Annotated in this window: 8 protein-coding genes, 1 rRNA gene and 2 pseudogenes; 5 read left to right on the forward strand and 6 right to left on the reverse strand. The window is 56.0% G+C overall.

The window, feature by feature from the left end:
- The first annotated feature begins 24 nt into the window (after positions 1-24).
- The 4 genes from AP428_RS13480 to AP428_RS36700 all read left to right on the forward strand — a co-directional run bounded on the left by AP428_RS13480 (position 25) and on the right by AP428_RS36700 (position 9,123).
- A complete protein-coding gene (locus tag AP428_RS13480; RefSeq protein ID WP_054928177.1) occupies positions 25-5,871 on the forward strand; it encodes a DEAD/DEAH box helicase in 5,847 nt (1,948 codons plus the stop codon).
- Positions 5,872-6,167: 296 nt separating this feature from the next.
- On the forward strand, positions 6,168-7,343 hold the full coding sequence (locus AP428_RS35095; protein WP_082409356.1) for a DNA cytosine methyltransferase: 1,176 nt from the start codon (positions 6,168-6,170) through the stop codon (positions 7,341-7,343).
- Positions 7,344-7,396: 53 nt separating this feature from the next.
- Positions 7,397-8,494, forward strand: coding sequence for a DUF262 domain-containing protein (locus AP428_RS13495; protein ID WP_054928180.1), 1,098 nt, complete (start codon positions 7,397-7,399; stop codon positions 8,492-8,494).
- Positions 8,495-8,496: 2 nt separating this feature from the next.
- A complete protein-coding gene (locus AP428_RS36700; RefSeq protein ID WP_054928181.1) occupies positions 8,497-9,123 on the forward strand; it encodes an MAE_28990/MAE_18760 family HEPN-like nuclease in 627 nt (208 codons plus the stop codon).
- On the opposite strand, the gene AP428_RS35100 is transcribed toward AP428_RS36700, so the two are convergent.
- Positions 9,105-9,596: a very short patch repair endonuclease gene (locus AP428_RS35100; protein WP_306303114.1), complete on the reverse strand. Its 492-nt coding sequence runs from the start codon at positions 9,594-9,596 to the stop codon at positions 9,105-9,107. The genes AP428_RS36700 and AP428_RS35100 overlap by 19 nt on opposite strands.
- Positions 9,597-10,291: 695 nt before the next feature.
- Here AP428_RS35100 and AP428_RS35105 point away from each other — a divergent pair.
- Complete coding sequence (locus AP428_RS35105) at positions 10,292-10,720, forward strand: PAAR domain-containing protein (protein ID WP_306303115.1); 429 nt, start codon at positions 10,292-10,294, stop codon at positions 10,718-10,720.
- 112 nt (positions 10,721-10,832) lie between these two features.
- Here AP428_RS35105 and AP428_RS36705 read toward each other — a convergent pair.
- The 5 genes and pseudogenes from AP428_RS36705 to rrf all read right to left on the reverse strand — a co-directional run.
- Positions 10,833-10,916 (reverse strand): annotated as a pseudogene (locus AP428_RS36705) (cytochrome b); the annotation flags it as partial.
- 41 nt (positions 10,917-10,957) lie between these two features.
- Positions 10,958-11,608 (reverse strand): HNH endonuclease signature motif containing protein, encoded by a 651-nt coding sequence (locus tag AP428_RS35110; protein WP_082409360.1) that lies wholly within the window; start codon positions 11,606-11,608, stop codon positions 10,958-10,960.
- Positions 11,609-11,612: 4 nt separating this feature from the next.
- Positions 11,613-11,963 carry a nucleotide pyrophosphohydrolase gene (locus tag AP428_RS13515; protein WP_231691693.1) on the reverse strand — a complete coding sequence of 117 codons (351 nt, stop codon included), beginning with the start codon at positions 11,961-11,963 and terminating at the stop codon, positions 11,613-11,615.
- 154 nt (positions 11,964-12,117) lie between these two features.
- A pseudogene (locus tag AP428_RS35115) lies at positions 12,118-12,345 on the reverse strand (cytochrome b); the annotation flags it as partial.
- Positions 12,346-12,425: 80 nt separating this feature from the next.
- Positions 12,426-12,538 (reverse strand): 5S ribosomal RNA (gene rrf / locus AP428_RS13525).
- Positions 12,539-12,617: the final 79 nt, after the last annotated feature.

Genomic DNA, 12,617 nt, shown 5'->3' on the forward strand with positions numbered 1-12,617 from the left:
CACACAACAATCACGGTAAACGACATGCTCGACCCGATAGGCGCTACCCATAGAATCCGGGAATTCTTCCTGTCGTATCTGGAAACTGCTTTCCGGATTCGCGACCATTCCGTCTCGGCAGCACGGCGACAACTGCTAACCCGACACGGCACTCTGACGACGGAGCCCTTCCTTGAGCCGGTGCCACGCTATGAACAGGTGACGCATTTTCTCCAGGACCTCGTCCTGCTCGACTCGGGAAATCCGCTGCGCTCCTTTTCGAGTGTTGCCCGGCGCGCGTTTGTGGAACTGGCACTGTCCGGACTGTTTCCCGGCAAAGCGTCCGGCAGGGACGACCTGCGGCGAACCAGCAATGTGCGCCCCTACCTGCATCAATGGCAGATGCTCGAACGCGGTGTGGGTCGTGGTATGCCTGGAATCGTGACTTCCGGAACCGGCTCGGGAAAGACCGAATCGTTCATGCTGCCCATCTTCGCGACCATCGCGCAGGAGGCTGTGCGGTGGCCTGCACCACATGGCGAAAAGCTCTCAAGCGAATGGTACAAAGAAGCCGGACAGGAATTCGTCGCTCAACGCGCTAAAGAAAGTCCTGGCCGCCCCAAAGCGGTTCGCGCGTTACTGATCTATCCGATGAACGCGCTAGTCGAAGACCAGATGACGAGACTACGCCGTGCGCTCGACTCGGACGAAGCCACATCCGTGATGGATGAACGGTTCAGTGGAAATCGCATTTTCTTTGGCCGATACACTGGCGCCGCCCCGGTCACCGGCCACCTCAATCATCCTCGACGTGCCAACACTGCGCAGGAAAAGCGCAAGCGGGCGCGACGCATGGAGACGATGCGCAGCCGGATGAGCGACCTGGCAGCCACGCAAACACTTGCGCGCGAACATGATGCGCGAGAACTTGCCGATGCAAACGTGGCTGGTCGAGAAGCCCCCGAACCCACAAGGTTTTTGTTTCCCTCGCTCGATGGCGCGGAAATGGTCACCCGCTGGGACATGCAGGTAACCCCGCCGGATATCCTGATTACCAATACATCAATGCTCGCGACAATGCTCGTGCGCGAGGTCGACGAGCCAATCTTCATATCGACTCGCAAATGGCTTGAAGAAAACGACGATGCCTATTTCTTTCTAGTCATGGACGAGCTTCACCTGGTTCGTGGCTCGGCCGGAATGGAGGTCGTCGGTCTCCTGAGAAGCCTCTTCGCCAAGCTGGGTCTTGACAGACCTGAGCATCGGCACAAGGTCAGGATTCTGGCGTCGAGCGCCTCGTTGCCCGATGAAGGTCCCGACTCGGAGGTCAGTCTCCAGTATCTGTTTGATTTTTTCGGCAGCTTTGGCTCGGCCCGCGAACCCGGCGACACTAGTTTTGGCACGCCCGCAGATTGGCGCCATGCAATCGTGCGTGGACGGCAACTCACACAGCGGTTCGACGGCACCCTACCGCTCGCTACCGAGCCGTTCGTGGAGCTCGCCGCTGTCCTGGACGTCAACGGGGCCGACTTTGCTCCACAAGTAACTGTACGCACTTCCGCACTCGACGTCGCCATCGCGCGTGTCGCAAAGTCGTTGGGAATAGACGCGACTCCAACGGATGTCGCCGCGGCTCTGCCCAAAGTGATTGCCACCGCATCATCCGCAATTGTTCATGCCTGCACGACCGATAATGGAACATCCGCAGTGCTGCGCGCCACCGCAGTCAGTGAAATCGCCCAACGACTTTTCGGAAGCGATGGAGTCGACGCCGAGAAAGCGGTTCGAGGATTGAGCATCCTGCGCGGGCTTGCCGACGCGGTATCAACGCCCGAACTCTACGGCGTCGCGGTTCCGGACGGACTGCCGAGCATCCGCCTTCATTCGTTCTTCCGGAGTATCGAGGGTATGTTCGCCGCCCCCTATCGGGATAGCGGCGGAAAGCTGCACTTCGACGGGCTCTCGGTTGAGCGCGGTCACACACACGCTCTGTGCGACGACGGTTCGACCCGGCGACTATTCGAGCTCGTGTACTGCGAAGCGTGCGGCGAACTATTTGTCGGTGGACGTCGAAACGCCGACGACAATTTGGGAGCGACAGAGCTGCTGACGACGGCGCCGAACCTGGAACAGTTACCCGAAGCTGCCGCGATTACCAACTACGAAAATCTCAGCTATAACGAGTACGCCATTTTCTGGCCGCGGCGCGACGAGCCGAGGGACGGTGAAACCGCGCACGAACACTGGCCGGATGCGTCTCTTGATACGCGCAATGCGATGGTCACGCCCGTTGTCGCATCCGACAACTCGCGCCTCTCGGGACGGCTCTTCCACATGAATCAAGCGGACGACCTGGTCAAGAAGCCCGGGTCCGCTTCACCGCGCTGCTGCCCCGCTTGCGGGACCGACTACAGCAGGCGCAGACCAGGGATGGGGGCCATGTCGCCGTTGCGAAGTTTTCGTACCGGTTTCGCGAAAACGTCGCAATTGCTCGCGACCGAGTTGTTTTCGGCCTTGAGGGTGAGCGGTCGAACTCCCAAGTCCGTGGTCTTTTCCGACAGCCGGCAGGATGCGGCCCGTGCTGCACTGGACATCGAGCGCCGGCACCATCAGGATACCCGCAGGCAGATGCTCATCGAAGCGCTGAAGTCGGTCGTTGCCGAGCGGCCGAATGACGAAGCGCGCGAAGAGAAGAAGAAACAGGCCGACGAGGCACTCAAGAGGGGCGACTTCCTCGAACTGAAGCGGCTCTCCGATGAGCTGGCAAAGTTGCAACTTGCTACCGACCCGTCACGGGTCGCGCTTGCCGAAGTAATAGAGCCGGTACTGCTGACGTCGAACGAACTGCGCTCTTATCTGCGACGACATGTCGAGCTTGGCATTCATCCGACGGACGCTGCAGGTATCGGCTACATCCGCAACGAGCAGTGGAATCACTGGGTCGTCCCTGCTGGAGCAAGCGGGAAGCCAGAATGGCCTTCACACAGCGATAGCGGGGAGGCCGGGGAGGCTCGCGCCGAGATTCGCGAGGACCAACGTCCGCTGACCTACGAAGTGCTGTTCGCGAAGACCTACTTCGCGCTTGAGGAGACGGGTATTGGCTATCCGTCGATGACCGCCAGCCAGACCACTGATTCGAACCGACTCGATGCCTATCTGCGGGTATTCGCAGATGCGTATCGTGTAGCGGGAAACCGTTGGTCCGATGATGCGCCCCATGTCGACCATGCGCAGGAGTTTGGCCAACAGCACCGGATTTTCAAGTTCGCGCGCGCCAGCGTACCTACGGCGCCCGCCCTTGAACTGGACGACGTGCTCAAGAAATTCAGAGACCTCGAACACGCACACGGTATCGTTGAGCTCAGCAAACTCTACGTCAGGCTGAGCCAAGCGGGAGACCCCTACTATCGTTGCAGCAACTGTGGCCGCGTTCACCTGCACCGAGGAACCGGCATATGCACGCGCTGCCTTGACCCATTGCCTAATGAGCGGGAAGGCAACGTCGAACGACTGTGGGATTCGAACTTCCTAGCGCGGCGCACCACGCGATCCGAACAGGGCAATGAATCAGCGTTCCGGCTACATTGCGAGGAGCTCACGGGGCAGACTGGCTCGCCGGCGGCCCGGCTCAGAGCCTTCAAGGGAATTTTCGTCGGAGAGAAGCAGTCGCCTGAGTTTGAGCTCTCCAAGCGCATCAACGAAATCGACCTGCTGTCGGTTACGACGACGATGGAGGTTGGTATTGATATTGGTGCGTTGCAGGCCGTGTATCAAGCGAACATGCCGCCGCAGCGATTCAACTATCAACAGCGCGTCGGTCGCGCGGGTCGGCGTGGTCAGGCATTTTCAATGGTGGTCACCTTATGCCGGAGCCGAAGTCACGACCTCCACTATTTCCGCAATCCCAAGCGAATAACCGGTGACGTGCCGCCTCCGCCATTCCTGACAACGGGACACATCGTGATTGTCGAACGGATTGTGCGAAAGGCCTGGCTAGCTGCCGCGTTTGCACGCCTGCGGGATGAAGACGGCGCCGCTTATCTAGGAGACGACCTGACGGATACGCATGGCGAGTTTCCGCCCGCGTCTATCTTCTATGCCGTCACTGGCAACTGGCGGAGTCGGCTTGAGGGCGCGCTGGCCGCCACGCTCGCAACGCGGGACGGGGTCATCGATGCACTGTCCGACAAGGACACGACCCAAGCCAGGACTATGAAAGATGCAATGACGCCGCAACACCTGACGCACCAAGTCTGGTCCCTTGCCGGAGAGGGGGCGGGCAGTCCATTGCCACTGGCACAGTTTCTTGCTGAGCAGGGTTTGCTGCCCATGTACGGCATGCCAACAAGGGTACGCGACCTGTACGTGGGCATCGAGAACAACGAGGAAAAGACTCCTGAATTTGCAACTGTTGACCGAGACCTTGATATCGCGGTCTACGAGTTCGCACCCGGTCGTTCACTCGTACGCGACAAAAGAAAGCACGAGTCAATCGGCTTCTCGCCGGCACTACGCGAACCCGACGTGAAACCGGATCGCGCAACGTCATACGGGTCATGGAAAGCAGAAATCCGATACGTCGCATTTTGCGAGTCGTGCGGGGCCGTGTCGAGTCTGGCCGACCTCCCGGTGGAAGCGATTCAGTGCGTAGACTGCGAAACTGACATTCCAAGCGAAAGATTTGCGAGATATACCAGCCCCGTTGCTTTCACCACCGATTTTCGGCCGAAATCTGTCGAGGAAGGGGAATTGGCGCCCGTGTTCCGTCGCATAACGACGACTGAGGCCTCAAATGTATCTCTCAGCAGCGTGCCCGATTCGAACATGTCAGTTGGCGCCACAGTGGATGCACGCGTTCTTCGACTCAATGAAGGCAAGCTTGATGACTCGGGTACTCCTCAGCCGTTCGCCATGGTTCCGACTAAGGTCCATCGGGTACCAGCACCGGGAAATCGGAAATGGCTGTTGGACGGGCAGTTACTTACCGAAGAAAAATTCGCTGAACTAGATATGCGTGGCGCTGCGCGACGCAATACAGACTTGACCGACGAAGCGGTCCGGCTGATGGCCCGCAAGAAGACCGACGCCGTGTATCTTACGCCCGTCCAGGTTCCGGAAGGGCTGGATATCGGACGGGTCGGCCGCGACTTCGGGGACACCTCAGTCCGCGCGGCATTGATTAGCGCGACTCATCTGCTGATACAGCGAGCGTCCCTTGAGCTGGATATCGCCCCCGACGAGTTCGAGGCTCTCGAGCCACGCCTGCGCAATGGCAAGCCACTGCTGCAGATAGCAGACTTTCTCGTGAACGGTGCCGGATTTTCAAACCGCCTTGCCAAAGGGAACCCTCCCCTCATTGTCAGGCTCGCGAAGTCTATGGTCGATGCCCCACTATCGGACAACCTCGTTGCACCATACTTTCGCGAGGCGCATCGCGGCAAGTGCTCGCAGGCCTGCTATGAGTGTATGCAGCGGTACGGCAACCGAGCCTATCACGGTTTGCTGGACTGGCGGCTCGGCTTGTCAATGCTCCGGGTCTTTCTCGACGCGTCGTCGAAAACAGGTCTGGACGGTAACTGGATCGCATCGCCCGAACTCGACGACTGGCCTGACTTGGCCCGGCGCTCGGCGGAAGAAATTACAGCACTCAGTCCTGACTTATACCATTTGACGCGGGTTGGGCCCTTGCAGTTGCCGTCGATACTGGAACGCAATACCGCGCGTCGATATGTGATGGTCCATCCGTTCTGGTCGAGAAAGGCTGTGCTGGAAAAATGTGTCGATGGATTTTCTGGAACGACGTTGTTGATTGACACGTTCCAGGCCGCAAGGCGCCCACAGCGAGTACTGTTCTCGGCACGCGAGCATGCACAGAAGCACGGACTGCTATAAGTGTTCGTGCGAGCCTCCAAGTGCTCCCGCGTCCGGTCTCGCCGGGTGGGAGCACATCCGGCACCACACATCCTCCCCTCGCCTGAGCCCTCCGGCTGGCGTGTGGGAGTCACCGCGAGTCAACTGTCTGCACGTAAGGCCGCAATACCTGCTAAAAGTCCTCGAGGCCATTGGCAAACTCGAGTATCCTTTCGAGTGGCGCCCGGTGACCCGGTTCCTGGATAAACGCGCCAGAAATGTGCGACTCGGTCCCGATGTGAGGTTTCGCGCCCCCCCGAAATAGCGACAGATGAAAAATGAGATTTGCAGGACTCTTTGCCGGAATCGGCGGATTCGAGCTTGGTCTGGCTAGGGCCGGACACCATACCGGACTGCTCTGCGACGTCAATGTCGCGGCCGAAGCAGTGCTAAAACGCCACTTCGCCAACGTACCTTACCATACTGACATAACGACGCTCAGGTCCCTACCGTCCGACATTGACGCAATCTGCGCTGGCTTCCCATGCCAGGACTTGAGCCAGGCGGGCCGGGGTGCAGGGCTTGACGGTCAAAAGTCCGGGCTCATTTCAGAAGTATTCCGTCTATTGTCTCGACGGCGTATTCCTACGGTTGTTATTGAAAACGTGCCATTCATGCTTCAGCTGAATGGAGGCGCAGCGATGCGGGCTATCACCGATGAGTTCGAGCGCCGCGGCTATCGATGGGCATATCGCGTCGTCGATACCTTTGCGTTCGGCCTACCGCAGCGGCGCGAACGAGTTTTTATGGTGGCTTCGCGCGCAATCGACCCGGCAGAGGTTGTTCTCGTCGACGAGAATGTACTCGATCGTCCAACGACTGACGTGGGCCGACTTGCGCACGGATTCTACTGGACGGAGGGACTAACCGGCCTCGGATGGGCCGTCGATAGCGTTCCGACGCTCAAAAATGGCTCGACGATTGGCATTCCCTCACCACCTGCCGTGCTGCTACCGGACGGACAAATTGTCAAGCCGAGTATTCGCGACGCGGAAAGGCTGCAGGGATTTGCGCCTGGATGGACTGAACCCGCCGAGAATGTCGTCCGCCAGTCGTTTCGCTGGAGTCTCGTTGGCAGTGCAGTCAGCGTCCCGGTTGCTCAGTGGATCGGGCAACGACTGGATGATCCTGGGGTCTATGATACGCAACTGGATCGCGAATTTCCGGCAGCCGGCCGTATCCCTCGGGCGGCGCGCTTTGATGGAAGGCGCCGATATCAAGTAGATATCGGCATCGACCCATTGGGACATCGACCGCCCTCACTGTCAGAATTTTTGCAGGATAATGGTGACCCTCTTTCGCTTAAGGCAACACTTGGTTTCCTGACACGAACCCGCCGTGCCAAGCTCAAGTTTAACAATGACTTCATAGCTGCCGTCGAACGTCATGTCGAGCTCCTAGGTGGCGAAATCCCACCTCGGTTAGAAAGGCAACTGGAGTTACTACCAGCCTAACATCGATGTCGAGAGACATGGTTCGAGATACGGGACATTTCAGATAATTTACTATGGCAACGACAGCACGAAACCAGCTCCGGTTTATCACGGAAGAAGACAAAACGACAGCTGAAGCTCAGGTCCGTGAGCTGCAAACTGATGTCGACTATGAAACAAAGGAATACACCGTCGAACTCATTGTGCAGAAGTACCTGGAAGGAGAGTCCGAAGACGCTAATGAGCTTTTCGTTCCGACCTACCAACGTGATTTCGTGTGGAACACCGACCGTCAAAGTAAATTTATCGAGTCGGTGATGCTTGGTCTTCCGATACCTTATGTATTCACGGCATCCCTCGAAAAAGACATTGAATCGGATGAAGGCCGCGTCGAAATCGTCGACGGCTCGCAACGCATTCGCACGCTCGCAGCCTTTTTAAACGACGAGCTGATCCTCGATGGCCTGGAGAAGCTTTTCAAGCTCAACGGATTTCGCTTTTCCGACATCGAATTGTCACGGCAGAGAAAATTCAAGCGACGCCCCATTCGGGTGATTGAATTATCGGAGAAGGCAACGGAATCCGTCAGGCGCGACATATTCGAACGCATCAATACAGGCAGCGACGAACTCCGGGCGATGGAAAAGCGCAAGGGTATCTTTACCGGCCCTTTCTACGACTTCATCTCGGAATGCGCGGCCCTCCCACTATTTAACGAAGTGTGCCCCATCTCGTATAGAAAGCAAAGAAGAGAAGAAGCAGAAGAAATGGTGCTTCGTTATTTCGCTTATGCTGACCGATATGAACAATTCAACCACAGCGTGCGAAGCTTCCTTGACAGCTACCTCAAGGAACATCAGCACAATTTTGACAAGGAGAAGTTACTCTCGCGCTTTGTTTCGATGCTTGAGTTCGTTCGTGACAATTTTCCTTTTGGCTTCAGAAAATCCCCTACCAATTTGTCGGTTCCACGAGTTCGTTTCGAGGCAATTTCTGTTGGCGTAACACTTGCATTGCTGAAATATCCCGAACTTAATGCATCAAAGCAAGATATTGCAGACTGGCTAGCATCAGAGGCGTTTTCTAAACATACAGTTTCTGACGCGAGTAATTCTCGACCAAAGGTGAAGGCTCGCATCGAATTTGTGCGAGACCAACTTCTGCATGCATAAAAATGTATTCTGTTCGCGCCGATTTTGATAAGCGATGCGCCGAAATCAAAGATTACCTTGATTGGCTTGACGATATCGAATCTAAGGACCACGGCATTCCCAAAGGATTGCCGCCCACGATGAAGGCGGCTGCGATGCTGTTGCTTTACAACCTTGTTGAGTCGACCATGACCAACACAGTAGAAGCCATATTTGACGAGTTGCAAGCGAAAAAAGTGGCATTCGATGCCCTGAGCACTTGCCTCAAAGTCGCTGTACTCGCAAACATTAAAAATGTGGCTGCCGACAAGCTAACAGATAAATTAATCGTCATAACGACCGACATCATAGGCTGCACCTTTGACAAGGCCAAGGTTTTCAACGGAAATGTTAATTCAAGAAAAATACGCGAAAAACTGACGGAATTCGGAATTAAAACAACTAATTCCTACAAAGAAGAGCGCCTAAACGCCATCATGATTGCGAGAAATCGCCTAGCACATGGAGCCGAATCTTTTGGTGACTACGGTAAGGACCTGACCGCAGGCGAACTTATTCGCGACTATGAACGCGTAAGTACCCTGCTAACTTCTGTGCTCAACGACGTTGAAGAATTTCTCAATCAGCGTCACTATCTGTCTGGAGTTTGAATTGTTTCGCGTATTCGCTTTACGCATCCTGTCAGGTCCTTTTTAACTTCATGCTCCCATAAGCGCAAAACGCGCCAACCGGCCGCAGACAGCTTGCTATCGACCTGTTGATCTCGCTGCTGATTCCGCTTGATTTTTTCGGCCCAGAATATCGCGTTTGAGGCTGGTCTTGTGCCATGAAGCGGGCATCCATGCCAAAAGCATCCATCTACAAAAATGGCAACCTTCGCCCGGACAAATACAACGTCCGGCCGACCCGGTAGTAAGTTAGCCGCCTTGATGCGATACCTAAGACCGGTAGCCCAGAGCGCACGTCGTAACCGCATTTCGATATCGGTTCCGGTCTGCCGTACCCGTCTCATTCGGGCGCTCCGCTGCACAGGCGTGAGGATGTCAACCATGAAAAGCCCTTTTGCAAAACTTATAGCTCTCAAGCCGAATAGCGTAGCAACATTTGGCACGTAGCAACTCATGACCGTAGCAGTGATCGGCTGCGATACCTAGCTGGCGGCATCATCGCCGCCAGTCCTCAGGATCTGACTTCTCAGTCTTCCGATAACGAGTGCGCCGCGTTCGAATCCCATCGAACCATTCATTCCACTCTTCGCTGCTCAAGTAAGCGTCGGTCTACGATCGTCGCCTGACCCGTAATGTGACAATCTGAGACGGTCTCCCAATCTCGAAAGATCACGCGTGCCCCCACGCACCGACAGCATGCCCGCTACGCCGGCACAAATTTCCACCTCAAAAAAGTCCCCGCTCCATTTCATCCAGCAGTTCGAATGGCTTGCCGCCTAGTTTCATTCTGGTACAAATTCCCCTTTTCCGGTTTCGACGACGACCACGTTTCTATCCACAGCGTCCGAGTCCACATCTAACATTGCATTCCTTAGTACATGTCCAAATCACGCTACGTCGATTGGGACATTTCAGAAGACAAATACGCGATGACAACATGACCGTCCTCGCCTCCGCCGCCGTGCGGGGAACCTGAGAGAAAGGGAGAAGAACCTTGTTGGAAAGACCACCGACACCAGGAAAACTAATATCCCGTAGTCTTGTCGACGCCTTCCACCGAGGCCTTCTACAGCATGAGCGGCTGCTGAAGCTGGATACGCCCCTCGGGGAAAACAAGCTGATTCCACTCCGCGCAACGGGATAGGCAAAGATCGGCCGCGACTACCGATGGACTGTCGACATCGCATCGCCTCGCGACGACATCGCACTGCTCTCGCTGATGCACCAACCGGTCACACTCTGGATTCAGCAAGCAAGCGCACCTTTCAGAAGTTCGACGTACCGTCCGATCCACGGCTTCGTCCATCGCGCCGGAATCCTGGGCGACGACGGCGATCTCGCCGTCTACCAGATCGAGTTCGCATCGGCCCTTTTCTTCCTCGGCCACGCACGCGACGACCACTACTGGCTGGAAAAGGACGCACGCGAGATCCTGCTCGACGTGCTCAACCGGTATCCGATCGTTCAAGGCTCCAGTCAGTACATGATTGAAGGCCGCGCAGTTGCGCTCGACGGGATGAAGACTGCATGTGGCGCATCGCTGATCGCCAGCCAACAGGAGTTTATGGCCAGCGAGTGATTTGCAGCGATGTCGGATATATCGGGCAAAGTTCGGCGATCCGAAGCCTCTGCCCGAACCCGGTTCAACAGTGGCGATCTACTCAGCGAGATGGCCACCGTTCACCTCCCCATCATCGTCTCACTACCGCATCCCGCCGAATCAACCCGTGATAAAGCGCAATCGCAAAGCGCGCGAGGAACGTAGCAAAGGAAAGCAGCCTTACAACTTCGACGCCTTTCACTGTTGCAATCTGACTCAAGACTCGACGCCGAAATGAAGCTCTCTGTGGCAATTTGGGCACAATGCGATCGCATTTTCGACCGTGTCTTCACCGTCGTCTGCAAGGCGTTGCTTGTGGTGCACCTCGAGGTATGGTGTGCGGTCTTTTTTCCTAAGAAACGGAGCGAGTACTTTGCAACGCTCACAAGCGCCATTCGCTCGAAGCAGGACCTCCGCAACAACGTCAGCGCTCCGAACGTAGATCTCCGTGACGGCCTTGATCTTTGCCGGCTTTTTGTTGGCTCGTGCGAGTCGCTTTCTTCGTGCTGCCGATGTGTCCGCAAGCGCTCGATCAACGTCTTTGTCGAAAGCGGCCTGACGTGCCTGAACGGTCTGCAACTCTGCGACCTGCCCCTCATACTGAGCAAGTTCGAACGTACCACGCTCTACCCGTATGAACTTCGCCTCTCGTTTTGACGGATCAAAATCTATGCACTGGGGGCAGTGATCCTCCACCTTGCGACGCACCGTCGCCTGAAACGTCGCCATATCTTGATAATTTTCTGGCAACTTCCCTGACGAGAATTTTGCGAGCAGCGCTTCATAGATTTTTTTGTACGGCGCTCTTCCACCCAGTTCTCGCACCACATCCTCAATGTCGCCAACTTTCACGCTGTATTGCGGCATCTACTCAATCCCCGTATTCGGAGTATTTTTTTGATTTTCCGTACACCTTTTCTGCTGGATATTTCTTTTTATTAATTTCAATTTTCTCCAGCGCAGCCTTATGGAGATCTATCTCCAACCGGTCCGCCAGCAACACCAGGTACGCAAGGACGTCTGCCATCTCATGACGGATCGCTGTCAACTGGTCATCCGAAAGCTCGACCTTCTCCCCGGAATCGAGCCATTGAAACGGCTCCAGCAGCTCGCTAGCTTCAACGCTCAGCGCCGCCGCCAAATTCTTGGGCGTATGAAATTTCTGCCAACCCCGCTCCGCTACAAACTGTCGGAGCACATCGCGAAGTTCTTCCAATTCCACTTTTTTCTCCGCTGTGCCTGCATACGAAGTTTCAATAGAAAGGCCTCTCAGGTCGCCATGGAATTAGTGCCTTCGAGGCCTATAGAAACGGCAGGACCGTTATAGGAATTTGGAAAATATCACAATTTCGAGATAAGACTCCTCTCGCTCTCCCTCAGCTCCCCGCCATCCATCGCCCAACCACCCCATCCCTCCGAATCAACCAGTGATAAAGCGCAGCCGCAAAGTGCGCGAGGAACGTGGCAAAGAATTGGTACGCCAACACCCGATGCGCGCCCCTGAGCCACACAAACGTCACCGAATACCCTCTCGCCGTGAGCATCGCCCACCCGATCAGCGGCATCGTGACCATCAGCGCATTCAACACGCGATGCGGCCCATGCCAGGTGCACCGCACACATTTCTGCCGCGCCAATGCAAAAACCCCCGCCTTGTCGGGCGGGGGTTTCTGGCTTGAGGGGAGCCTGACGATTACCTACTTTCACACGGGAATCCGCACTATCATCGGCGTAGAGTCGTTTCACGGTCCTGTTCGGGATGGGAAGGGGTGGGACCGACTCGCTATGGTCATCAGGCAAAGGGGGTTGTTCTGCTGGCGTGGCCAACAGAACCAATCTGGGAAGAAGCAGTAATTTAGGTTGTGAGCTGTATCTC

It is taken from the genome of Burkholderia sp. E168m22 (assembly GCF_001319805.1).
GTDB lineage: Bacteria > Pseudomonadota > Gammaproteobacteria > Burkholderiales > Burkholderiaceae > Burkholderia > Burkholderia orbicola.